The following is a 23,607-nucleotide window of genomic DNA, read 5'->3' on the forward strand; positions in this document are numbered from 1 at the left end:
ACTACTTTAATTTATTACTTGAAAACGTTCAAAGATAAAAAAATCTTAATTCAAAAGTAGTTTTTGAATTAAGATTTTAAAAATAATTAAATATTTAGATGTTTCTAAGACACTACTTCTTCAAGATTTTTATCAAATGTTCTTTTTCCGAATATAGCTTCTAAATCATCTTTAAAAATAACTTCTTTTTCGATCAAAATATTTGCGAGCTGATTCAGTTTGTCTTTGTTATCCTCTAAAATCTGAATGGCTCTTTGGTATTGGCCTTCAATTAGTAATGATATTTCTTCATCAATAACTTTAGCCGTTTCTTCAGAATACGGTTTAGATAAATTATATTCGCTTTGTCCAGTTGAATCATAATAGGTAACATTTCCTATTTTTTCATTCAAACCATAAACCGTTACCATGGCACGAGCTTGTTTGGTTACTTTTTCTAAATCACTTAGCGCTCCTGTCGAAATTCTATTGAAAGTTACTTTTTCAGCAGCTCTTCCACCCATAGTAGCGCACATTTCGTCAAGCATTTGGTCAGGACGTACAATTAAGCGTTCTTCCGGCAAATACCAAGCGGCACCTAAGCTTTGTCCTCTAGGAACAATTGTTACTTTTATTAGTGGTGCTGCGTGCTCAAGCATCCAACTAACTGTAGCGTGACCTGCTTCATGAATAGCGATTGCTCTTTTTTCATCAGGTGTTACAATTTTATTTTTCTTTTCCAGACCTCCTACAATTCGATCAACTGCATCAAGGAAATCTTGTTTGTCAACTGCTGTTTTGTTATGTCTCGCTGCAATCAAAGCGGCTTCATTGCACACATTAGCAATGTCTGCGCCTGAAAATCCTGGAGTTTGTTTGGCTAAGAAGTCAGTGTCTAGTCCTTCCACTTTTTTCAATGGCTGTAGGTGTACTTTGAATATTTCTGCACGTTCACGAATATCGGGTAAGTCAACAAAAATTTGTCTATCAAAACGTCCGGCACGCATTAAAGCTTTATCCAGTACATCTGCTCTGTTTGTAGCGGCTAGAACTATTACATTTGAATTTGTTCCAAAACCATCCATCTCTGTCAGTAATTGGTTTAATGTATTTTCACGTTCGTCATTTCCTCCGGACATGTTGCTTTTTCCTCTGGCTCTACCTACGGCATCAATTTCATCAATGAAAATGATTGCAGGAGATTTTTCTTTGGCTTGTTTGAACAAATCACGCACACGTGATGCGCCCACACCTACAAACATTTCTACAAAATCAGAACCGGATAAAGAGAAGAACGGTACTTGAGCTTCACCAGCTACGGCTTTAGCCAATAATGTTTTACCGGTGCCTGGAGGTCCTACGAGTAAAGCTCCTTTTGGTATTTTTCCTCCCAGGTTGGTGTATTTTTCAGGATTTTTCAAAAATTCAACAATTTCTTGAATCTCTTCTTTCGCTCCTTCTAAACCAGCAACATCTTTGAAAGTAGTTTTAATATCTGTTTTTTCGTCAAATAGTTTTGCTTTGGATTTTCCAATATTAAAAATTTGGCCACCACCACCACCGGCTCCACCAGACATTTTTCTCATGATAAAGATCCAAACGGCTATAATAATTATAATTGGCAATAAACTGATTAGGATATCTGACCAATTACTTTTTGCCAAGAAATTAAAATCGTTTAATTTACCTTTGGCAACTGCTTCTTCCAGCTTTTTTTGAAATATTTGATCATTACCAATGTTGAAAACGTAATGTGGTCCTTTATTAGGTCTGTCAAAAACATCTTTCGAAACTTTTTTGTGTGCTGCATCTTTCATTGCTGCCGCATTCAGAAAAACTTCAGCTTCGGTTTTGTTGTTTACAACAACTTTATCGATCTGACCTTTCTCTAAGTAGTCGTTAAACTTAGACGAGGTTAATTGTCCGGGTTCATTAAGACTGGAGCCATTAGTTATAAAACTTATAAATAAGAAAATTAATAATATTGCAGCGTAAATTAGCCAAGGGCTTACTTTAAACTTATTCGGATTTGGATTATTTTCTTTAGCCATTACTACGGATTATGTGTCTTTAGTATTTGTTTTCTATAGTTGTTATTTTAGCATCGCCCCATAAACTTTCGATGTTGTAGTACTCTCTAATATGTTTTTGAAATACATGAACCACTATATTCACATAATCCATTAATACCCATTCTGCATTATCAGTTCCCTCAACATGCCAAGGCTTGTCTTTTAATTCTTTTGAAACTGTTTTTTGGATGGAGTTGACTATTGCATTTACCTGCGTGTTTGAATTTCCATTACAGATTACAAAATAGTCGCAAACTGCAGTGTCTATTTCTCTTAAATCAAGGATAGTGATATCATTCCCTTTTACTTCTTCTATCCCTTTAATGATGTTCGCTAATAGAACGTCATTATTTATAGTCTTTTTCGCCATGAATTATTTTTAATATAAGTTTGTAAAGTTACCATTTTTTGTGATTATTTTTGAACCTTAACACAATATTAAATTATGTTTCACAAAAAAACGTATAGTAAGGTAATCAAACTCGATGCCATAGATTCTACAAACGAATTCCTTAAAGGGTTATCGAACAAACAAGAGCTCGAAAACTTTACTGTTGTTACCGCTGAGAGTCAAACAAAAGGAAAAGGACAAATGGGAGCTGTTTGGGTTTCTGAACCAAGTAAAAACTTAATAATGAGTATTTTGGTCAAGGATTTTTTAGCAGATATTTGTCAGATTTTCAACTTAAATATTTTGGTTTCACTTGCTGTAATTGAGGTTTTAGAATCGCTTAGGATTCCTGATCTTAGTATCAAATGGCCTAACGACATTATGTCATACAATAAAAAAATAGGTGGCATTTTGATAGAGAATAGCATCAAAAGCGACGGAACAATTGTTTCTATTGTAGGTTTGGGACTCAATGTAAATCAAACTAATTTCGAAAATTTAGCAAAAGCTTCTTCTTTGGCCGTGATTTGTGCAACTGAATTTGATAAAGAAGCACTTCTTTCTTCTATTGTTACATCCTTAGAAAAAAATAGAGCATTATGGAATCAGCAATCCAGTACTTCTTGGAACAAATACACAAACACATTATACAAAAAAGGTATTCCCATGGCCTTTTCAGCTCATAATAACGGTAACTTTATGGGAATTATTCAGGGCGTTTCGGTATCTGGGAAACTTCTGGTTCTTCTGGAAGATGATCGTGTCGTTGAATTTGACATCAAAGAAATTCAAATGTTGTATTAAATGGGTAATTTTAGTTTCAATTAATTACTGAAGCGTTCCTTTAGATTTCCTTTTTTATAGGAATGAATGTAGGAAAGAGATGAGTTACTTTTTTTATCGAAAGAAAATAAAAAATATTTCTCCAGGGCATTGCCGACATGAATACCGACAAAATTTTTATGAACCGTGGTAAAAATGTCAAAAACTTTATAAATTCTCAGTCCAATTGCAAAACAGAACAAGCATGTTCAAATTATAGGAGGATAACACGTTATCAATCATAATCTGATTTGTAAAAACGGCAATTTGTGCGGTTGCTGCAAAGTGAAACTGCAAAAATATAAATGTACCATAGGTTTTTTATACTCTCCAATTGATAGAATAATGGACAATACAAACTGCTGGTTTCCTTTTGTAGATAACCTTATTAGATTTATTCTTTTTTTTCTCCTCTTCTACAACGAGAATCAAAAGGTAATTGTTTTTTCCTTTTTCAAATTCTAAGATCTGAAAATTGTAATCCTTTTTCTTCTAATGAAATATACTGCTCGATATATTTTCAAGAAATATTTTCCGGTAAATATTTTAAATGGTTTTAATTGCGCTAATGACTCAATCGTTACTCTTTAATTGGGGTCAGTAATTGGCATGGCAGTTGGTTTTTGTCTTTGGTTAACAATAGTATAAATTTAAAACACACAAATAACGTTATGATAATCAGTAGTTTATATATGTTAATATTAATATTTTCCGCCCATAACAAACTAAAAAAACTTGATAAAATGACAATTTCTTATTAAAAAAAAAGTCTCTTAGTGTATACTGAAAGACTTTTAAAATATTATTATATTGTTACTACTTAAACAGTTTTTACAATTTATTCATATTGGCTGCTAAAGTTTCTATAAATTTTCCAATTGGTCCTTTTATCATCATGGCCATCATAGGGTTAAATTCTCCTTCAAAATCAAGTTTTACAGCACTGGATTGCTCTGTTATAGCCTCAATATTTGCTATAAGAGTAAATGGAAGTTTGTCACTTGCAGCTCCCAAAACAATTTTTACAGGCGCTACTTTTTCTTTCATTTTAAGTTTGATTTCGGGCATGCCTTTTAATCCAAAAATAAATGCATCATCACCAATAACCTCAAATTTAGCAATGTTTTCAGGCATTAGTTTTTCAAAATTTTTTACATCGCTTAATAAACCAAATAATTCTTGAGCGGATTTGGGTACAGTAACTTTTGGACTTTCTAAGTTCATGTTTTGTAGGATTTTGTTTTTATTTTTTTTAAACTTAAATGTTCCAGGTAGACGGATTTACATTCCATTCTCTTAAAGTTTGTTCTTCTTCTTCAGTAATGTATCTTTTGGCTACAGCCAAATTCAATAAATTTTGATAATTGCTTAAAGTGTATAAATCCACATGTGCGCTCTTGAAATTAGTTTCAGCTACATCAAAACCATACGTAAATATCGCGGCCATGCCCTTGACATTGGCTCCTGCTTCGCGCAACGCTTCCACAGCAAGTAAACTACTGTTTCCGGTACTGATCAAATCTTCTACCACTATTACATTTTGCCCTTTTTGTAAAAAACCTTCGACTTGATTTAGTCTCCCGTGTTTTTTAGGTTCCGGACGCACATATACAAACGGGACTCCTAAACTTTCAGCAACCAGCATACCAATTCCTATTGCTCCAGTGGCTACACCGGCAATAACATCTGGTTTACCAAATTGTTTCTGAATATTCTTAGAAAATTCATCCCGGACATAATTTCGTACCGCTGGAAATGAGAGGATTAATCGGTTGTCACAATAAATAGGCGATTTCCATCCAGAAGCCCATGTAAAAGGATTTCTTGGATTCAATTTAATTGCATTTATTTGCAAAAGAAATTCGGCTGTTTTTTCGGCTGTATCTTTATTAAAAATCATAGTACAAATGTATAAAGTTTTTGTTAACGACAAACCACTTTTTTTAACAAATCATATCTCTAAGGAGACCGATTTTCAACTATTTTTGCTAGAAAGCATTGATATAGAGCAACTTATAGTTAAAATTTTTCAAAATAAAATTAATAAAGCCTATTTATACCATCCGGATGAAAGCTTGATTATGAAGACTTTGAAAGCAAAAATTCCGGTTAGTAAAGCAGGAGGCGGCTTGGTGTACAATAAAAAAGGAGAAGTCTTATTCATTTTTAGAAACGGAAAATGGGATTTACCCAAAGGAGGAATCGAAAAAGGAGAGGAAATTGGGGATACTGCTATGCGAGAAGTAGAGGAGGAAACCGGAGTAAATGGCTTGACAATTTCCCATAAACTTCAAAAAACGTATCATGTTTTTAGACGTAACGGCAAGTACAAACTAAAAATCACACATTGGTTCGAAATGCAATCTGATTTTGAAGGAACACCTCATGGACAATTAGAAGAAGGAATTGATAAAGTAGCCTGGATGAATCCGGAGCAAATTAAGGAAGCTTTGAAAAATTCCTATGAAAATATAAAATTATTATTTGAAGAAGAAAAGCACTTGAGATAGTACTTCATTTTGTCAAAAGATAAGCTGATTGAACAGTTTTGAACTGATTTTTAAATTGGCATAGTAAGTTAAACACTAATTTCACTAATTTCCACGAATTAATCTGTGGGAATTCGTGAAATTTGTGTGTAATAAACATTTTAACGAGCGTTTTTTTATTTTAAAACACGATACACAGGATAGCGTAAATGTGCCTTTTCATAATAAACGGAATGTTTGTAGATCCAGTCCAGTTGCGCTTCCGGATTATTGATAAAGGTAACGTCACTTTGTTTTTTTAAATCAAATTCGGCTTTTAATTTTGGATTATCTTTCAAAATTTGTGTTGCAGAATCTTCAAAAACATAATCGGAATACCCTTCTTTTTGTTGTAGCATCGTGTCGAAAAAATTCCAATTGAAAAAAGAATCGACGGCCTCTGGTTCCAATGTTTCCAATAGGTATTTGATTCCCTTTTGTTGTGTAGGAATAACGTAATCCCCTTTGGCGAAAGCCACTTTCTCCATTTTAGCGGTTACCGAAGTGTTTCGGTGTAAATAATGACCTTCGTATGCGGAACTTGCCGTTTTGAAATCCGCAATCCTGTAGCTTTCAACTTCAATTATTGTGTCCTTTTTTAATTGGCGATAGGAGATCGTATTGCTCTTTAATAATTCAATTACAGGCCAAAATCCTCTCGGAATTATATACGCTTCTGGTATTATTATCTCTTTTACCGATTTAAATTCCTTATTGTACGGAATATCTTTTTTGTACGGTTTTGTTTGGTCATAAAACAAACGGTTTCCGGAGGTGACGTCGCTTTTTTTGTAACTGGCTTCATAGCCTAAAAACGAAAAAGGAATCGTTTTTGTACTGTCAATTTCCCATTTTATCGTGTACGATTGTTGTGGTTTATACTGCTCTTCATTTTTTAATCGCAGTTGTTTGATTTTTTTGTAATTAGCATCTGTAAAATCAATTGCGGAACGCATGTATTCGTAAGTTACTTTCACCCGATCCACATAATTTTTTAGCATGTGCGTTTCTACCACAAACCCAATGGTGTTGAACAATGAAGTATAACCGGTTGCAAATCGTGGACTCTCAAAAAACTGACCAAAACCTTTGTCTGGTGTGTCCTGAAAAGCATTGACATAAGGCGTAGTTTCGATATTCTTTTTTTGTAAATCTTCGACCAAAGCAGGCATCATTTCAGTATTTAAAAAATTCCCTAAAATAGTTCCTAGTTTATTATGTTGGGTCATAATATACGTCAGTTTGTATTGGTAATCCGCGCCATTGCTGACGTGATTGTCAATAAAAACATCTGCATTTACTTTATGGAATATTTCTACAAAGCTTTTCGTGTTACGGGTGTCTGATTTGATAAAATCTCGATTCAAATCGTAGTTTCTGGCATTGCCACGAAAACCATAGATTTCAGGTCCGTCCTGATTGGCTCTTGAAGTGGAGTTTCTGTTTAAAGCGCCGCCAATATTGTACACCGGAATACAAACGATAATGGTGTTTTTTGGCACTTTTATTTTGCCTAAAGCTAAATCTCTAAACAGTTGCATAGAAGCGTCAATTCCGTCAGGTTCCCCTGCGTGAATTCCGTTATTAAGCAGAATTACCGCTTTGTTTTTTTGGATGGTTCCAAAGTCAAATTGCTGTTCCGGATTAAAAATAACCATGTGCAAAGGCTCACCACTATCCGTTAAACCCATTTTTTGAATTTCGATAGTAGGGAAATCATCCGCCAGAAGTTTGAAGTACGCAATTGTTTCTTGGTAAGATGCCGATTGATTTCCATTACCTTTTTCGAAAAAAGTATCGTATTTATTGTTTTTTTGTGCAAAAGCACTGATGGAGAATAGTAAAAAAAGGAATGTGAAAAGTCTCATTTTTCGGTTTTTTAAATGGAATATCAAATGTAGCTTTTTTTAGACAGCTGTAGATATGAATGTAAGAAAAGGAAATACCCGATTGAAAAAGAATGAAAATACAAAATTCATAACTGAGAATTAAAAATTACCTTTGTCCAAATAAAAAAAATGAATAAGAAACACCATTCCAATAATATACTTTCGAATTTAGGCATCGAAAGCCTGAACAAAATGCAGGAAGTAGCACAAGATGCAATCTTGAATGACAATAATATTTTATTACTTTCGCCAACAGGTTCCGGAAAAACTTTGGCTTTTTTGTTGCCGATTTTAGAAATGTTACAACCCGAAATTCAATCGGTTCAATGTTTAATTTTGGTTCCTTCACGCGAATTAGGATTGCAGATTGAGCAGGTTTGGAAAAAAATGGGAACCGATTATAAAGTAAATGTGTGTTATGGCGGACACTCCATCGATACCGAAATCAAAAATTTAAGTAATCCTCCAGCAGTTTTAATAGGAACTCCGGGAAGAATCGCGGATCATATCGACAGAGGCACTTTCCGTGTGGATAAAATTCAAACCTTGATTTTGGATGAGTTTGATAAATCGTTGCAATTGGGTTTCCATGAACAAATGTCTTTTATAATTGGAAAATTAACGAAACTCAACAAACGCGTTTTGGTTTCGGCCACTTCCGATATTGAAATTCCACGATATACAAGAGTCGTAAACCCGACTATTTTGGACTTTATTCCAGAAAACGTGGCCGAAACGAATCTTTCGATGAAAATGGTCGTTTCGAAAGAAAAAGATAAAATAGGAAGTTTATTCAACTTGATCTGTTCGTTGAAATCACAATCGGCAATTGTTTTTTGTAATCATCGTGATGCTGCAGAGCGCATCAGCGATACGTTGAACGAAAAAGGAATTTATGCCACGTATTATCATGGCGGAATGGATCAGGACGAAAGAGAACGCGCCTTAATCCAGTTTAGAAACGGAAGTGTAAGTTATCTAATCACAACTGACTTGGCTGCTCGTGGACTCGATATCCCTGAAATGAATCATGTTATTCATTATCATTTGCCATCTAAAGAAGACGAATTTACCCATAGAAACGGACGTACAGCACGTATGCTAGCTTCTGGTACGGCGTATATTATTGCTCATGAAAGTGAGAAAAAAATGGATTACATCGATTACGGAATGGAAGCTTTGAAAGTGGAGAATTCCACTTCATTGCCAAAACCACCTGAATTTCAAACGATTTACATCAGTGGTGGAAAGAAAAATAAATTGAATAAAATTGATATCGTAGGTTTCTTTTCCCAAAAAGGGAAATTAGAAAAAGACGATTTAGGATTAATTGAAGTGAAAGATTTTATCTCATTTGCAGCGGTGAAATTCAATAAAGTGAAAGACTTATTGCAAGCCATTAAAGACGAAAAAATGAAAGGCAAGAAATTCAAAATCGAAGTCGCTCGAAAAGTGATTAAGAAAGAAGAGGAGTAGTTTTTTAGTGTTCAGTTTTGAAAAGTGTTCAGTGTTCAGTCCTGAAGCTTCTGGGTTAGCTATCCGTAAAATAATTGACAATAAAAAAATCGTTAAAGGTAAATTAAATTTACTGTTAACGATTTTTTGCTTTAATGAAGTCTCTGATTACACTTATTTCTGACCACTGAATTTTTTTATCAACTCAGGTACTGATCATTAAAAACTGTCAACTGACCATTATATTTTCTTAACGTATTGTGTAATAATGACAATAGTCTGGCCGTCTACTTTACCCTCAATATATTCGGCATTTTCATGATCCAGTCTGATGTTACGCACTGCAGTTCCTTGTTTAGCTACCATGCTTGAACCTTTTACTTTCAAATCTTTGATTAAAACTACTGAATCTCCAATTTCAAGAATCACGCCGTTGCTGTCACGGTGAATGACTTTGTTCTCCTCTTCTTCGCCTTCACCTGTTGCTTGTGCCCAAGCCAAAGTATCTTCGTCTAAATACATTTGGTCTAATAATTCTTGAGGCCATCCAGAACCACGCAAACGGCTTAACATTCTCCACGCGACAACTTGTACGGCAGTATGTTCACTCCACATGCTATCATTTAGACATCTCCAATGATTTAAATCTACGGTATCCGGATTTTCAATTTGGTCAATACAGGTGCTACAAGCCATGATGTTTTCCTCAATCCCTCCTTTTTTGGTAGGCAATACCTGGTACACTTTCAGGTTCTCAGTTGCGCCACAAAGTTCACATTTTGACCCGCTGCGTTTGCTTAATTCTCTTTCTATACTCATGTTAACGGCTTTTATTTTTGGCAAAATTACGGATTATTGCCTCGTTTTACAAGTTATATTGGGACTGTTTATTTGTCAAGTCGAGCGCAGTCGAGACCTATCCATTAGTATCGACTGCGCTCGACTTGACAAAATCGCTTTAAAATTATTTTACTCGGACTGCATCGGGAACAAGCATTTCATATTGCCCGTTGTTGCGAATTACATCTCGTACAATACTGGAACTGATGTACGACGTTTTTGCAGCGGTCAATAAAAACACAGTTTCAATTTTTGATAACCGACGATTCGTGTGCGCAATTGCTTTTTCAAATTCGAAATCAGCAGGATTGCGCAAACCGCGAAGGATAAAATTAGCGTTTATTTTGTGGCACAGATCAATCGTCAAACCTTCATAGGTAATCACGGAAACTTTTGGTTCGTTTTTGAAGGTTTCCTCAATGAATTGTTTTCTTTCTTCGAGGGAAAACATATATTTTTTTTCGGCATTGATACCAATGGCAATAACGATTTCATCAAATAAGGAAATGCTTCTTTTGATGATGTCTTCATGTCCTAAAGTGATAGGGTCAAATGAACCTGGAAATATTGCTTTTCTCATTTATTTTTTCTGTTTTGTCATTCTGACAGCGGAGGAATGACATTATTTGAATGTATTCCTTTGTTTAAATGACACGTTTGTTTAGTATTTAAGAATTAAGTGATTTATTACAAAGCCAGTTCTATCGCATTTGTAAACAAATCTTCCAATGAAATTCCGGCGGCTTTGGCTTGTTGCGGAATCAAACTTTCCGTTGTTAATCCCGGAATGGTGTTCATTTCCAACATGTGTGGCTCTCCGTTTACCAATATAAATTCGCTTCGGGAAAAACCTTTCATTTTCAGGACTTCATATGCACGTTTAGCAATTTCACTCACTTTTTGAGTCATTTCATCCGAGATTCTCGCTGGAGTGATTTCCTGTGATTTACCCAAATATTTGGCTTCATAATCGAAGAAATCATTGTCTGAAACAATTTCAGTTATTGGTAATACGGTTACTTTTCCTTTATAATTGATTACTCCTACAGAAACTTCGGTGCCATCCAAGAAGCTTTCTATGATAATTTCGTTGTCTTCTTTGTAAGCAACTTCTATTGCAATGGGCAATTCGGCAGCAGTTTTTACTTTGGAAATGCCAAAACTAGAACCGGCTTTGTTGGGTTTTACAAAACAGGGCAAACCTACTTTAGCTACAATTTCGTCCGTATTGATACGGTCACCTTTGTTTAAGTAATAGGAAGTGGCTGTTTTTATGCCGTATGGTTTTAAAACTGATAATAAATCGCGTTTGTTGAACGTTAATGCTGCTTGGTAATAATCGCAGGAAGTTTGCGGAATATGCAATAATTCAAAATAGGCCTGCATTAATCCGTCTTCGCCTGGTGTTCCATGGATGGCGTTGAACACACAGTCAAAAGTGATTTTTTTACCATCAACAGTTACTGAAAAATCATTTTTATCGATAGTGAATTCGGCATCATCAGCATCAACATAAACCCATTTTTCTTTGAAAATATGGATTCGGAATCCGTTGTATTTTGTTTTGTCCAGAAATTGATATACGACGTTTCCGCTGATAAGAGAGATTTTATACTCGCTGGAATATCCGCCCATGATGATGGCAATGTTTTTCATTATATACGTTTAATCGGTTAAACGTTTAATCGATTGACCGACTAAACGAATTCTAAACAAAATTATCATTTTTTTTGAAACGAAATAGCTTTATCTTTGCCAGATATAAAAATAAATTTATGAGTTTACGTAAGTATCTTACCAGCCGTGTTTTCTTTGTTCAAATACTAATTGCACTTGCCATTATTGTCGCTTTGGGTTATTTATTTATGCATTGGTTGACTTTTACAACAGATCATGGACATGAAATTACCGTGCCGGATTTGCGTAAGTTGACAGAAGAACAAGTCGAGGAAAAACTGAATGAGCTGGATTTAGATTATGTACTTTTAGACAGCGTAGATTATAGAAGTGATTTTCCGCAATTTAGTGTAGTTAAGCAAGATCCAACGCCCGGTACGAAAGTAAAAGTAGGACGAAAAATATATATTAAAATAAATACTTCGGGATTTTCATCGGTTCGTATTCCGGATTTAGTCAATAAAACGTATCGCGAAGCAGTACCTACATTGAAAGCTTTAGGGCTTGAGGAAGGAGAAATTACCTACGTTCCCAATCTTGGAAAAGACATGGTGCTGGAAATGCGTTTCAAAGGCAGAAACCTGAAAGCAGGGGACAGAGTCTTAAAATCCTCCAAAATCGACTTGGTTTTAGGAGACGGAAAAATGAGTTATGAAGAGACCAGTGCTGCAGATACACTGGCAACACCAATAGAAGAAATACCAGTTGATGAACAATAATAGTGATACAATAGATTTAGAAGACGAGTTATTTGAACATTTTAGATTTGAAGTTCCTAAAGGACAAACGTCTTTGCGGATTGATAAATATTTGATGAGTTTGATTCAAAATGCAACTCGCAATAAAATACAAATTGCGGCGACTGATGGCAATATTTTTGTAAACGATGCCACCGTAAAGTCGAATTACAAGGTAAAAGCCCATGATGTAGTTCGGGTGATGCTTACGCATCCTCCTTATGAAAACCATATTATTCCGGAGAATATTCCGCTTGATATTGTGTATGAAGACGATACTTTGTTATTGATCAACAAATTGCCAGGAATGGTAGTGCATCCCGGTCATGGAAATTACACCGGAACTTTAGTACATGCTTTGGCGTATCATTTTGATAATTTGCCAATGAACAGCAGCGAACGTCCCGGATTAGTGCATCGAATTGACAAAGACACTTCTGGTTTATTAGTGATTGCTAAAACCGAAGCGGCTATGACACATCTTGCCAAGCAATTTGAAGCTAAAACTTCCGAAAGAGAGTATGTGGCTTTGGTTTGGGGAAATGTAGTCGAAGAACAAGGAACGATTGAAGGAAACTTGGCACGTCACCTTAAAGACCGCATGCAGATGGCGGTTTTTGCTGATCCGGAAATAGGGAAGCCAGCCGTGACGCATTACAAAGTGTTGGAGCGTTTTGGTTATGTTACTTTAATTTCATGCCAACTGGAAACCGGGAGAACGCACCAAATTCGGGCACACTTGAAGCACATAGGACATCCTTTATTTAATGATGAGCGGTATGGCGGTCATTTGATTTTAAAAGGTACTACGTTTACAAAATACAAACAGTTTATTGACAACTGTTTCAAAGCATTGCCAAGACAGGCTTTGCATGCTAAAACATTGGGTTTTGTTCATCCTACAACCGGTGAGATGCTGCGTTTTGATACGGAACTTCCGCAGGATTTGCAGGACTGCATCGAGAAATGGAGAGGCTATTCAAAGTCACATAGTACGGAGGAAGAGGAATAAAACAGGAAAAGCCCCAGAGATTGGGGCTTTTTTTGTTTCTAGTCTGAAAGTCTGGACTTAGAGTAATTGTATAAGTTAATTACAAATTCTTTTTTTTAATTGTCATATTAAAATTGATATTCGCTTTTAAGGCGCTAAACACTTTAAATATTGTTTCAATCGTTGGGCTATTGGTATTGCTTTCAAGTATAGAAATCTTTGCTTTTGAGACACTAATAAGTTTCCCCAATTGTTCTTGAATTAAGTTTTGTTTTTGTCTGGTATTTTAATCATCCGTCCTAAATATCCGTACGAAGTTGATATTTATGTTTTTCTCTTTCTTCCGTTTAATGTTTTCTGATATATTTATCTTTTATTTTTTGGTTGTCAGGGCATTACCTTTTTTGGTCTATCTTCAAAATATTTTGCTGGCTCTTGCTATTTCGTTTCTGGGAACTTTTTCTGTTTTTTACAAATTCGTGGTTTGCAAAAACTTACGTATTTTTATTGTCTGCTTTATCCCAAAAGCCAACTAAGTAAGTCGGAAGTTTAAACGTCATAAAGTCAAAAGGAGCATTATGCTAAACATTATTTTAAGATCAATCTGTTTGGACAATAGTTTTGCAACAAAGACACGCCCATAAAAATGAAAAGCCTAAAAAAAAACCGACTTGTTTTTACAAATCGGTTTGTATTTTAATGAAGATTTTTGTTTATACAAATAAGCCTTCGATGCTTAAATAATGTTCGCCAGTGTCGTAACAAAAGGTTAATATTTTAGCATTTTCTGGGATTTCTGGTAGTTTTTTTGCTACCGCTGCCAGAGATGCTCCAGAGGATATTCCTATGAACATGCCTTCTTCTTTTGCGGCTCTTTGGGTATAGGCAAATGCATCGTCTTTGCTTACTTGGATGGTTCCGTCCAGTAAATCAGTACGCAAGTTGGTAGGTATGAATCCTGCTCCAATTCCCTGAATAGGGTGGGGAGCCGGTGCGCCACCGCTGATAACGGGAGAAGCTTCGGGTTCAACTGCATATACTTTAAGGTTTGGGAAATGTTTTTTCAATATTTCGGCACAACCCGTGATGTGCCCTCCGGTTCCTACGCCGGTGATCAAATAATCCAGACCGTCAGGGAATGCTTTTATAATTTCCTGTGCCGTGGCTGTTTTATGAATTTCGATGTTGGCGGGATTTTCAAACTGAAGTGGTGACCAGGCATTAGGTATTTCGGTAACTAATTCCTGTGCTTTTTCCAGCGCGCCTTTCATCCCTTTTTCACGGGGCGTCAAGACAAATTCGGCACCATAAAGGCTCATGAGTCGGCGTCTTTCTATGGACATTGATTCAGGCATTACCAGTATTAATTTATAGCCTTTTACGGCCGCAACCATCGCGAGTCCAATTCCTGTATTTCCGGAAGTGGCTTCAATGATAGTACCTCCGGCTTTTAATAATCCTTTGGTTTCGGCATCTTCAATCATGGCAAGAGCGATCCTGTCCTTGATACTGGCACCGGGATTGGCACGTTCTAATTTGATCCATACATTGTGATTGGCACCAAATAAACGATTGATTCTTACATGTGGGGTGTTGCCTATTGTTTCGAGTATGTTATTGTATTTCATAATATTTATATAGAGAAAAAATTAATATCTTTTATTTCCTGCTGATTCAGAACCGTATTTTTATTGGATTGCATAACAAAGGAATACGGATTCATACTCTTGGTGATAAACGTGTTTCCGCCTACAATACTGTGGTTTCCTATGATGGTGCTGCCGCCCAAAATAGTGGCATTTGCATAAATAATTACATGATCTTCTACGGTAGGATGGCGTTTTTTTTCCTGCATATTTTTCTCTACTTGCAATGCTCCCAAAGTGACTCCTTGATAAATGCTTACGTGTTTCCCTATGATTGTAGTCTCGCCAATGACAATTCCGGTACCGTGATCAATCATGAATGGAACATCAATTGTGGCACTGGGGTGAATGTCGATTCCGGTTTTGCTATGAGCATATTCGGTTAGAATTCGCGGCAGCAGACACGAGGTACGAGAAGCAATAGCGTTAGCAATACGATAAACTTCTATAGCAAAAAAACCGGGATAGGAATTGATAATTTCCTGAATGCAATCAGCAGCGGGATCCGTATCCAGAATAGCTTGTGCATCTTTTTGCATCGAATCATAAAGTTTTGGAAGCGCGCGATAAAAAGATTCGGCATCATCTAGAATTTCATTGGACGTTTTGTCTTTTACAATTTCCGATAGGATAGCAATAAAACAGGCTTTGTTTTGGTCCAAAAGCAATTCAATTTGGATCGTTTCTAAAGCTTTCTCCGGAAATAATATTTTGAACAAATCATCAATCCAATTGATGATTTTAGAGGAATCTATGGCTCTTACCCAATTTTTATTTTGGTTTTCATGCAGAGTATTCGAAAAACGGTTGGTTTCAGTATTCATTTATAATGGAATAAAATCAGAATTAAACGAGTAAAAATCCTCGAAATACAAATATAAAGCAGAATTGAATAGATTCATAACCCTGCTTTGTAAATAAATGTTAATATGTTAAATTCCCACAAAATAAGCGTTTGGTGTTGGAAATGATTTCATAAAAAAATCCGATTTGTATGAACAAATCGGATTAATAAATCTGAAATCAAAAATTGTTAATTTACAATCTACAAATGTATTACCTCACCATACGCATCAGCAACCGCTTCCATAACCGCTTCACTCATGGTTGGGTGTGGGTGAATTGATTTTAAAATTTCGTGTCCTGTAGTTTCCAGTTTACGCGCTACAACTGCCTCAGCAATCATATCGGTAACTCCGGCTCCAATCATGTGACATCCTAACCATTCTCCGTATTTAGCATCAAAAATTACTTTTACAAAACCATCTGGTGTACCGGAAGCTTTTGCTTTTCCGGAAGCTGAAAATGGGAATTTACCAATTTTTAATTCGTATCCTTTTTCTTTAGCTTGTTTTTCAGTCAAACCTACAGAAGCAATTTCAGGAGTGGCATAGGTACAGCCCGGTACGTTTCCGTAATCGATAGGTTCCACGTGTAATCCTGCAATTTTCTCCACACAATTGATTCCTTCGGCAGAAGCTACATGTGCTAGTGCTTGTCCTGGCGTAACATCACCAATAGCGTAATAACCCGGAATGTTAGTTTGGTTGTAAGCATTTACCAAAATTTTATCTTTGTCAGTAGCGATTCCTACTTCTTCTAATCCTATGTTTTCAATGTTTGTTTTGATTCCAACAGCCGAAAGTAAAATCTCAGCTTCTAACACTTCTTCTCCTTTTGCTGTTTTTACATACGCTTTAACACCTGCTCCAGTGGTGTCAATTTTCTCAACAGAGGAACTGGTCATAATTTTGACACCTGCTTTTTTCATAGAACGCTCCATTTGTTTCGAAATGTCTTCGTCTTCAACAGGAACTACATTAGGCATAAATTCTACAATAGTTACCTCGGTTCCCATAGAGTTGTAGAAATGTGCAAACTCTACTCCAATCGCTCCAGAACCAACGATAATCATTGATTTTGGTTGTGTTGGTAATGTCATTGCTTGACGATATCCTATTACTTTTATACCATCTTGAGGCAAGTTTGGCAATTCACGAGAACGTGCTCCAGTAGCGATAATGATATGATCTGCACTGTATTCAGTAATTTTATTGTCTTTGTCCGTAACATCAATTTTTTTTCCTGGTTTTAGTTTTCCAAAGCCATCAATCACATCGATTTTATTTTTTTTCATCAAGAATTGAACCCCTTTGCTCATTCCGTCAGCTACGCTGCGACTGCGTTGTACAACAGCAGGGAAGTCTTTATCAAATGATGAAATAGTCAATCCGTAATCAGAAGCGTGTTTTAGATAATCAAAAACCTGAGCTGATTTCAGCAACGCTTTCGTCGGGATACAGCCCCAATTCAAGCACACACCACCTAAATTTTCTTTTTCGATTACGGCTACTTTAAAGCCTAATTGTGATGCTCTAATAGCTGTAACATAACCACCTGGACCACTTCCTAAAACTATAATATCGTATTTCATTTTTATGTGTTTTTCTTATTTAATTGATTGGGCGAATTTAAGGATTTATTCTGTTTTGAGAAAGTTTCAAACTAATAAAGTAGCAAACTAACTAATTTTCAAGAAAACATCTTTGTTTTAAACAAATTGCAGAAGTGTAAATCGATCTTTGTTTTTGTAACTGCTATTCCTTTGCAGCAAAAACTAATTTGCTACCGAAAACTGAGAATCATACAAATTCTTGTAATACCCACTTTCGCGGTTGATTAATTCCTGATGCGTTCCTTGTTCTACAATCAGTCCTTTGTCCATCACCACAATTTTATCAGCATTGACAATCGTGGCCAAACGGTGCGCAATCACAATCGAAGTTCTGCCTTTAGTAATGGTTTCTGTAGCACGCTGAATCAATTCTTCAGAGTAGGTGTCAATCGATGAAGTAGCTTCATCTAGAATCAAAATACTTGGATTACTCACATACGCTCTCAAGAAAGCAATTAATTGACGCTGACCGGAAGAAAGCATAACGCCGCGTTCCTTCACGTCAAAATCATAATTATCCGGTAAGCTCATAATGAATTCATGGACGCCAATATTTTTGGCTGCAGCCAAAACCTGTTCCCGATTAATTTCAGGATTATTCAAGGTGATGTTGTTGAAAATAGTATCGGCAAAAAGGAAAACATCCTGCAATACTACTGCAATTTGTTTACGTAAGGAACCTAAAGTGTAATTCTCAATATTGTGATTATCGATGTAAATAGAGCCACTGTTGATTTCGTAAAAACGATTCAGTAAGTTAATGATCGTAGATTTTCCGGCACCTGTAGACCCTACGATGGCAATCGTTTGACCGGCACTTACCTCCAGATCGATTCCTTTTATTACTTCTTCATCCGGAATATATCCAAAACGGACATTCTTGAATTCGATATCTCCTTTAAAAATTGGAGCTTCAATAATTCCGGTATCCTGAATTTGATCTTCGGTGTCTAAAATGTCAAAAACACGGTTTGCCGCAATCATTCCCAGTTGCATCTCGTTGAACTTATCAGCAATTTGGCGCAACGGGTTAAACAACATTCCAATGAACATTGTATAGGAAAATAAATCCCCAAAAGTGGTAAAATTATCTCCGTTCAAGATCTTGATGCCGCCATATAGTACAATAAAACCAAGGGTTAAGGACGAAATGATATCTGCAATAGGGAAAAATATGGAGTTATACAGAATGGTTTTTATCCACGCTTTTTTGTGCTTGTCATTTATGTTTTTGAATTTGTTGTATTCAATTTTTTCACGATTAAAGAGTTGTACAATCTTCATTCCTGTCACACGTTCCTGAACAAACGAGTTCATGTTAGCGATTTGATTTCGCACTTCTTCAAAAGCGACTTGCATTTTACGCTGAAAAATTCGGGTAAAATAAACCAGAATGGGCATTGCAATAATTACGATCCAAGTCAGTTTCCAGTTCATGTAAAACATGAAAATCAGTACTACGAACATTTTCATCAAGTCACTGATAATCATAAACAAACCCTGACTGAAAATACGAGCAATGGATTCTATATCCGAAACCGAGCGTGTCACGAGCTGTCCTACGGGAACGTGATCAAAATATTTCATTCGGAAACTCAAAATGTGTTGAAACAGTTTTGTCCGAATGTCTTTTACAATATCTTGACCGAGCCAGTTTGCCCAATACACAAAGTAAAACTGCGAGAATACCTCCAGCAATAGTACAATTCCCATCAGGATCACATACAATAATAATCCCTGTTGGTCTTGGGTCGAAATGTAACCATCTACAGTTTGTTTCAATAAATACGGGCGCAATGCCGCAAATACTGATAGCGAAACGGCAAAAATAATCACTCCGTTAAAACGCCATTGATAGGGTTTAGTAAATTTTAATATTCGTTTGAATAATCTAGTATCAAATGCTTTTGCTTTCATGTTTTTTGGAGCTGTTTCCTGCTATTCGTTGCAATCTTTTATGTTTTTAAAGAAAAACATAAAAGGATTTTCACTACTATCAGGGCTATTGCGTAATGTAATCGTAATCTATTTTGGTTAAATACAAACCATGTGCCGGAACCGAAAAACCAGCTTTATCTCGGTTTTTACTTTCTATGATGGCAGTAAAATCAGCCAGTGTACTCTTGTGTAATCCTATATTTACTAATGTTCCCACAATGGAACGAACCATATTGCGTAAAAAACGGTTGGCAGAAATGGTAAAAATCAAATTGCTGTTTTCTTGTTTGTCTGCGCCCTGTTCAGCTGTGCTGCGAGTCCAATATGCTTCAAAAATAGTGCAGTCAAAGGTATTTACATCTGTGTTGACTTTTGAAAAACATTGAAAATCAGTGTGATTGAATAATAGTTGCGCCGCTTCATTCATCAAATCAATATCTAATTTTTGATGGAAATACCAACTTTGTTCTTGCAAAAAAACATCTTTGAATGTATTGATGTGATATTCATAGGTTCTTTTAGTGGCATCAAAACGAGTGTGCGCTTCATCGTGTACTGGTATAATGTCATAAATAACAATGTCTTTGGGCAAGTAGGAGTTGAGTTTGTGCAGTAAACTTGGAATATCAATTGGTGTTTCAAAATCAAAATGGGCATACATTTCTTTGGCGTGAACCCCGGTATCCGTTCTACCGGCGCCCATAAGATTGACGGTTGTGTTCAATAGCACCGAAAACGCTTTGTTCATCGTTTCCTGAACAGAGGCAGCATTGGGTTGGTATTGCCAGCCGTGATAATGGGTTCCGCTGTATGCTAATTTGATAAAATATCTCAAGTGAATTTTTTTGAAGCCACAAAGATACTTATTAATTTTTTTGCCACGAAGTTGCCAAGGTGCAAAGTTTGTTAAGTTTCGATTTGATTTTTTATTTGGAATTCGAATGTTTATTTTTACCACAAAATCGTAGCCCAGATTACTTCACTAAACTTTTATTTTCATAGGAGTTCAGTGAATGTAAACATTTGCAGTGGGAATCCTTTATTGTTTTTTCTTTAAAAACAATAAAGATTGAAACGGATAGCTGGACACGAGCGAAGCGAACTGGCGAAGCAAATTGCTTCAGATTACTTCGTACCTCGTAATGACACTATAAATATGAAAAAAATACTTTTGCTTTCTGACACGCACAGTCATATTGATGATACCATTTTGAAATATGTTGCATTGGCTGACGAAGTTTGGCATGCGGGTGATATAGGCGATTTGGCCGTGACTGATGCGATACAAAAGCTGAAACCGTTGCGCTGCGTGTATGGAAATATTGATGATGCAACGGCGCGACTGGAATTTCCGTTACACAACCGTTTTATGTGTGAAGGCGTTGATGTTTGGATTACGCATATTGGTGGTTATCCGGGGAAATACAATCCCAATATTAAAGCGGAGTTGGAAGCCAATCCGCCAAAATTATTTATTTGTGGACATTCTCACATTCTAAAAGTCATATTCGATAAAAAACATAATTTATTACACATGAATCCTGGTGCGGCGGGAAAAAGTGGTTTTCATCAGGTGCGAACGATGTTGCGTTTTGTGATTGAAGGAGATAAAATCAAAGATTTGGAAATTATTGAGATTGAAAAACGGGTCTGATTATTTTTTTTTGATAGGTGATGGGTACTATTATTTTTATGGTTGTACCGAAACCTATTTTGGAGTTTATGACAATAGTTCCTTTAAGATTATTGATACGGGCTTTGATTTGGTTGATGCCAAAACCTTCAAGGATATGAAATTTACTAGAATCAAAACCTTGTCCATTATCCATAACATTGACATTCAGAAAATCATTATCTTCGTGAATGCTTAATTCTGAACGTGTTGCCTGACTATGTTTTATGGTATTGTTGAGGATTTCCATAATTATGAAATAAATTTTAATTTCGAAATCTTCATCATAACGGGTTTTTCGATCTACGGAACTTGCGTATTCAAAGTACAGAATGGAATTGGAGTTTTTTTCACACAAATCGTCTAATGCATCAAATAATCCAAAACGGGCTAAAAGCGAAGGCATCAGTTCGTGGGATAAATCCCGTACTTGATCGTGTGCTTCTTCAAGAATAGCCTTAGTTTTTATGATTTCTTGTGCTGAATATTGATTTTTAGAGGTATACGCATGAAGATGTAGTCCTGCTGATGAAAGTAAAGCACTAATGTTATCATGCAAAAATGCCGCAATTTTTTTTCGTTCTAATTCTTGTCCGTTAATGGATGCGTTGATCATGTTTTCCTGAACTTTGCTTTGTAAGTCCTTTAGTTTGTTTTTTTGTTTTAGTTGTGTGTTTTGAGAATAGAAGTAAAAAAGGATGAAAAATAGCAGTAGAACAGCAATTAGTACAATCACAATTTTTTTATTTCTGGATTGTTCTTGCAGTAAAAAAAGTTGTTTTGTTTTATATTCTGTTTCGATCTTGTCGATTTCTCTTTTGTACTCATCAATTTCAAGGTTTATGCCAGCAACATTCGCTTTATTGTGTTTTTCTTGGTCGTTTAGTTCCTCAGTAATTGTATTATATCGGATTAAATTTTTATAGGCATTTTTATAATCATTGTTTTTCAATAAAAATTTAGAAAACTCTAGGTGGGAATATGATAAATCAGATTTTTCAGTTCCTTTAATTCCTTTTTCAATTGCTTTTTGGAAAAAATAATGGGCTTTTTTAGTGTTGTTTGTATGGCTATGATACATGCCGTTGAGCATATTTAAAGCTACAATTGTAGACTCGTCTCCATGTTTTTTGTGGTGTTTGTTGATGTAGTTTAAATAGGGAAGCCCTTCTTGATAGCGATCATTGTCGAAATAGGCCCACGTCAAATTGAGTTTTGTAAATATAATTTGTGCTGAATCTTTTGTTTTAGTGCTGTAATGCAGTGATTTTTTATAATAATAAATTCCTTTTTCATATTGTTTTTTATCAAAGCAATAGATATTTCCTAAATTATTGTTTAACCAATTTTTTAAAACATCATTATTAGTTTTATTAGCGTATTCCAGTCCTTTGTTGTAGTAGAAAAAAGCTTTGTCAGATTCCGATAATTGATCAAAATTAGCAGCAATGGTATTATAAGCTCTTGCTATCAGGTTGTTGTCCTTGATTTTGATTGCTTGGCTCAAAGCAAGTCTCGATTGTATTAAGGACTTCTCGTAATTACCAGCTTTCATATGCTGATTAGCTTCTTTTGCTAATGTTAGAGCTTCCTTTTTTGGAGTTTCTTTCTTTTGAGCACAAACAAAACTACCAGTGAGGTTTAATAGTAAAACTAAGACTATAGCAATTTGTTTCTGAGGCATAAATAATTGAATAGATTGGTTATTTCTGGTTTTTTAAATCCACCTTATTTTTCAAAATAAACTGACTTTAAATCAGGATTAAATTGGTTGGTTTTCTTTTTTTTAATTAAAAAAACAGCATTTAAGTTTCATCTAAATCCATTCAGGATTTGATTAATTTATTTTTAAGGGCATATTTCACTAGGCTTATAGAGTTTTTTGCGCTGAGTTTTTTCATTATGTTTTTGCGATGGGTCTCTACGGTATTAACACTAATAAATAATTGATCACTGATTTCTTTGCCGCTATATTCTAATGAAATCAGGATTATGATTTCCAGTTCTCTTTCGGTTAAAAGTGAATTTGGACTTGGGACTTGTTTGTTTAGTTTTGGATTGTCTTTAGTTACAGTACTAAATATTTTTTCTCTAACAGATTTACTAAAATATTCTTCACCATTAGTAACCGCTAGAATGGCTTCAACTATATTTTCTCCGGCACATTTCTTAGTTAAGTAACTGCTGCAGCCTAACTTCATGACCTCTTTTATTATTCGTAAGTCATCATAACTGGACAAAATGATAATCTTACATGGAAATCCTTTTTTAGCAAATTCTTTGAGGACCTCAATGCCGTCTTTTTCCGGCATGTTAATGTCTAAAATAAGAATGTCCGCTTTATTATTAGTGACTTCCTCATAAATATTAGTGCCGTTTAAGGAATATCCCACTACTTCAAATGTAGGGATTGTGTGTAATAAAGTTCTAATTCCATCAATAAGAATTTGATGGTCATCAGCAAGATGAATCCGTATTTTTTTTACCATGTTGTATTTATCATTTCCAAATTTAT

At 35.4% G+C, this 23,607-nt stretch carries 21 protein-coding genes and 1 pseudogene; 6 read left to right on the top strand and 16 right to left on the bottom strand.

Annotated elements, in window-relative coordinates:
• Window positions 1-104: 104 nt before the first annotated feature.
• Complete coding sequence (gene ftsH, locus EKL95_RS08165; RefSeq protein ID WP_126455818.1) at window positions 105-2,030, bottom strand: ATP-dependent zinc metalloprotease FtsH; 1,926 nt, start codon at window positions 2,028-2,030, stop codon at window positions 105-107.
• Between the two features lie 19 nt (window positions 2,031-2,049).
• Window positions 2,050-2,421: a ribosome silencing factor gene (gene rsfS, locus EKL95_RS08170; RefSeq protein WP_126455820.1), complete on the bottom strand. Its 372-nt coding sequence runs from the start codon at window positions 2,419-2,421 to the stop codon at window positions 2,050-2,052.
• A 75-nt stretch (window positions 2,422-2,496) separates the two neighbouring features.
• On the opposite strand from rsfS, the gene EKL95_RS08175 reads away from it, so the two are divergent.
• A complete protein-coding gene (locus tag EKL95_RS08175) occupies window positions 2,497-3,246 on the top strand; it encodes a biotin--[acetyl-CoA-carboxylase] ligase (protein WP_126563936.1) in 750 nt (249 codons plus the stop codon).
• Between the two features lie 849 nt (window positions 3,247-4,095).
• Here the strand turns inward: EKL95_RS08175 and EKL95_RS08180 are convergent.
• Both EKL95_RS08180 and pyrE read right to left on the bottom strand, forming a co-directional pair.
• Entirely contained in the window at window positions 4,096-4,488 is a 393-nt protein-coding gene (locus EKL95_RS08180; RefSeq protein ID WP_126460566.1) for an SRPBCC family protein, read from the bottom strand.
• Between the two features lie 34 nt (window positions 4,489-4,522).
• On the bottom strand, window positions 4,523-5,164 hold the full coding sequence (gene pyrE, locus EKL95_RS08185; RefSeq protein ID WP_126460569.1) for an orotate phosphoribosyltransferase: 642 nt from the start codon (window positions 5,162-5,164) through the stop codon (window positions 4,523-4,525).
• A gap of 7 nt (window positions 5,165-5,171) precedes the next feature.
• Here pyrE and EKL95_RS08190 point away from each other — a divergent pair, with 7 nt between their 5' ends.
• Window positions 5,172-5,774 (top strand): NUDIX hydrolase, encoded by a 603-nt coding sequence (locus tag EKL95_RS08190; protein ID WP_126563937.1) that lies wholly within the window; start codon window positions 5,172-5,174, stop codon window positions 5,772-5,774.
• 155 nt (window positions 5,775-5,929) lie between these two features.
• Here EKL95_RS08190 and EKL95_RS08195 read toward each other — a convergent pair whose 3' ends face one another.
• A complete protein-coding gene (locus EKL95_RS08195) occupies window positions 5,930-7,660 on the bottom strand; it encodes a M14 family metallopeptidase (protein ID WP_126563938.1) in 1,731 nt (576 codons plus the stop codon).
• 150 nt (window positions 7,661-7,810) lie between these two features.
• Between EKL95_RS08195 and EKL95_RS08200 the strand changes: the two genes are divergently transcribed.
• On the top strand, window positions 7,811-9,157 hold the full coding sequence (locus EKL95_RS08200) for a DEAD/DEAH box helicase (RefSeq protein WP_126563939.1): 1,347 nt from the start codon (window positions 7,811-7,813) through the stop codon (window positions 9,155-9,157).
• A gap of 219 nt (window positions 9,158-9,376) precedes the next feature.
• Here the strand turns inward: EKL95_RS08200 and EKL95_RS08205 are convergent, their stop codons facing one another.
• The 3 genes from EKL95_RS08205 to EKL95_RS08215 form a co-directional block, all read right to left on the bottom strand.
• A complete protein-coding gene (locus EKL95_RS08205) occupies window positions 9,377-9,955 on the bottom strand; it encodes a PhnA domain-containing protein (RefSeq protein WP_126460579.1) in 579 nt (192 codons plus the stop codon).
• Between the two features lie 145 nt (window positions 9,956-10,100).
• Window positions 10,101-10,556 carry a pantetheine-phosphate adenylyltransferase gene (coaD, locus tag EKL95_RS08210; protein ID WP_126554451.1) on the bottom strand — a complete coding sequence of 152 codons (456 nt, stop codon included), beginning with the start codon at window positions 10,554-10,556 and terminating at the stop codon, window positions 10,101-10,103.
• Window positions 10,557-10,663: 107 nt separating this feature from the next.
• Window positions 10,664-11,632 carry a D-alanine--D-alanine ligase gene (locus EKL95_RS08215; RefSeq protein ID WP_126460583.1) on the bottom strand — a complete coding sequence of 323 codons (969 nt, stop codon included), beginning with the start codon at window positions 11,630-11,632 and terminating at the stop codon, window positions 10,664-10,666.
• 119 nt (window positions 11,633-11,751) lie between these two features.
• Between EKL95_RS08215 and EKL95_RS08220 the strand changes: the two genes are divergently transcribed.
• A complete protein-coding gene (locus EKL95_RS08220; protein ID WP_126460585.1) occupies window positions 11,752-12,372 on the top strand; it encodes a PASTA domain-containing protein in 621 nt (206 codons plus the stop codon).
• A complete protein-coding gene (locus EKL95_RS08225) occupies window positions 12,362-13,402 on the top strand; it encodes an RluA family pseudouridine synthase (RefSeq protein ID WP_126460588.1) in 1,041 nt (346 codons plus the stop codon). Before EKL95_RS08220 ends, EKL95_RS08225 begins: the two co-directional genes overlap by 11 nt.
• 79 nt (window positions 13,403-13,481) lie before the next feature.
• On the opposite strand, the pseudogene EKL95_RS15155 reads toward EKL95_RS08225, so the two are convergent.
• From EKL95_RS15155 to truA, 6 genes and pseudogenes are all read right to left on the bottom strand, one after another.
• Window positions 13,482-13,649, bottom strand: a pseudogene (locus EKL95_RS15155) (helix-turn-helix domain-containing protein); the annotation flags it as partial.
• 445 nt (window positions 13,650-14,094) lie between these two features.
• Complete coding sequence (gene cysK / locus EKL95_RS08235) at window positions 14,095-15,009, bottom strand: cysteine synthase A (protein ID WP_126561720.1); 915 nt, start codon at window positions 15,007-15,009, stop codon at window positions 14,095-14,097.
• 5 nt (window positions 15,010-15,014) lie between these two features.
• A complete protein-coding gene (locus EKL95_RS08240) occupies window positions 15,015-15,851 on the bottom strand; it encodes a serine O-acetyltransferase (protein WP_126563940.1) in 837 nt (278 codons plus the stop codon).
• A gap of 221 nt (window positions 15,852-16,072) precedes the next feature.
• Window positions 16,073-17,461 (bottom strand): dihydrolipoyl dehydrogenase, encoded by a 1,389-nt coding sequence (lpdA, locus tag EKL95_RS08245; protein ID WP_126556235.1) that lies wholly within the window; start codon window positions 17,459-17,461, stop codon window positions 16,073-16,075.
• Window positions 17,462-17,644: 183 nt separating this feature from the next.
• Entirely contained in the window at window positions 17,645-19,399 is a 1,755-nt protein-coding gene (locus EKL95_RS08250; protein WP_126556232.1) for an ABC transporter ATP-binding protein, read from the bottom strand.
• An 85-nt stretch (window positions 19,400-19,484) separates the two neighbouring features.
• Window positions 19,485-20,255, bottom strand: a complete 771-nt coding sequence (gene truA, locus EKL95_RS08255; RefSeq protein ID WP_126563941.1) for a tRNA pseudouridine(38-40) synthase TruA — start codon at window positions 20,253-20,255, stop codon at window positions 19,485-19,487.
• Between the two features lie 321 nt (window positions 20,256-20,576).
• Here truA and EKL95_RS08260 point away from each other — a divergent pair, with 321 nt between their 5' ends.
• On the top strand, window positions 20,577-21,074 hold the full coding sequence (locus EKL95_RS08260) for a metallophosphoesterase family protein (RefSeq protein WP_126561791.1): 498 nt from the start codon (window positions 20,577-20,579) through the stop codon (window positions 21,072-21,074).
• Here EKL95_RS08260 and EKL95_RS08265 read toward each other — a convergent pair.
• Window positions 21,049-22,776, bottom strand: coding sequence for a tetratricopeptide repeat-containing sensor histidine kinase (locus EKL95_RS08265; RefSeq protein WP_126563942.1), 1,728 nt, complete (start codon window positions 22,774-22,776; stop codon window positions 21,049-21,051). The genes EKL95_RS08260 and EKL95_RS08265 overlap by 26 nt on opposite strands.
• 142 nt (window positions 22,777-22,918) lie before the next feature.
• Complete coding sequence (locus EKL95_RS08270) at window positions 22,919-23,581, bottom strand: response regulator (protein WP_126563943.1); 663 nt, start codon at window positions 23,579-23,581, stop codon at window positions 22,919-22,921.
• Window positions 23,582-23,607: the final 26 nt, after the last annotated feature.

This window comes from Flavobacterium sp. LB2P53, from assembly GCF_003970305.1.
Taxonomy (GTDB): domain Bacteria; phylum Bacteroidota; class Bacteroidia; order Flavobacteriales; family Flavobacteriaceae; genus Flavobacterium.

What these genes read in the sequence shown, in the direction of transcription:
- ftsH (WP_126455818.1), bottom strand. Translation starts at nt 2,030, where the DNA reads ATGGCTAAAGAAAATAATCCAAATCCGAATAAGTTTAAAGTAAGCCCT.
- rsfS (WP_126455820.1), bottom strand. Translation starts at nt 2,421, where the DNA reads ATGGCGAAAAAGACTATAAATAATGACGTTCTATTAGCGAACATCATT.
- EKL95_RS08175 (WP_126563936.1), top strand. Translation starts at nt 2,497, where the DNA reads ATGTTTCACAAAAAAACGTATAGTAAGGTAATCAAACTCGATGCCATA.
- EKL95_RS08180 (WP_126460566.1), bottom strand. Translation starts at nt 4,488, where the DNA reads ATGAACTTAGAAAGTCCAAAAGTTACTGTACCCAAATCCGCTCAAGAA.
- pyrE (WP_126460569.1), bottom strand. Translation starts at nt 5,164, where the DNA reads ATGATTTTTAATAAAGATACAGCCGAAAAAACAGCCGAATTTCTTTTG.
- EKL95_RS08190 (WP_126563937.1), top strand. Translation starts at nt 5,172, where the DNA reads ATGTATAAAGTTTTTGTTAACGACAAACCACTTTTTTTAACAAATCAT.
- EKL95_RS08195 (WP_126563938.1), bottom strand. Translation starts at nt 7,660, where the DNA reads ATGAGACTTTTCACATTCCTTTTTTTACTATTCTCCATCAGTGCTTTT.
- EKL95_RS08200 (WP_126563939.1), top strand. Translation starts at nt 7,811, where the DNA reads ATGAATAAGAAACACCATTCCAATAATATACTTTCGAATTTAGGCATC.
- EKL95_RS08205 (WP_126460579.1), bottom strand. Translation starts at nt 9,955, where the DNA reads ATGAGTATAGAAAGAGAATTAAGCAAACGCAGCGGGTCAAAATGTGAA.
- coaD (WP_126554451.1), bottom strand. Translation starts at nt 10,556, where the DNA reads ATGAGAAAAGCAATATTTCCAGGTTCATTTGACCCTATCACTTTAGGA.
- EKL95_RS08215 (WP_126460583.1), bottom strand. Translation starts at nt 11,632, where the DNA reads ATGAAAAACATTGCCATCATCATGGGCGGATATTCCAGCGAGTATAAA.
- EKL95_RS08220 (WP_126460585.1), top strand. Translation starts at nt 11,752, where the DNA reads ATGAGTTTACGTAAGTATCTTACCAGCCGTGTTTTCTTTGTTCAAATA.
- EKL95_RS08225 (WP_126460588.1), top strand. Translation starts at nt 12,362, where the DNA reads ATGAACAATAATAGTGATACAATAGATTTAGAAGACGAGTTATTTGAA.
- cysK (WP_126561720.1), bottom strand. Translation starts at nt 15,009, where the DNA reads ATGAAATACAATAACATACTCGAAACAATAGGCAACACCCCACATGTA.
- EKL95_RS08240 (WP_126563940.1), bottom strand. Translation starts at nt 15,851, where the DNA reads ATGAATACTGAAACCAACCGTTTTTCGAATACTCTGCATGAAAACCAA.
- lpdA (WP_126556235.1), bottom strand. Translation starts at nt 17,461, where the DNA reads ATGAAATACGATATTATAGTTTTAGGAAGTGGTCCAGGTGGTTATGTT.
- EKL95_RS08250 (WP_126556232.1), bottom strand. Translation starts at nt 19,399, where the DNA reads ATGAAAGCAAAAGCATTTGATACTAGATTATTCAAACGAATATTAAAA.
- EKL95_RS08260 (WP_126561791.1), top strand. Translation starts at nt 20,577, where the DNA reads ATGAAAAAAATACTTTTGCTTTCTGACACGCACAGTCATATTGATGAT.
- EKL95_RS08265 (WP_126563942.1), bottom strand. Translation starts at nt 22,776, where the DNA reads ATGCCTCAGAAACAAATTGCTATAGTCTTAGTTTTACTATTAAACCTC.
- EKL95_RS08270 (WP_126563943.1), bottom strand. Translation starts at nt 23,581, where the DNA reads ATGGTAAAAAAAATACGGATTCATCTTGCTGATGACCATCAAATTCTT.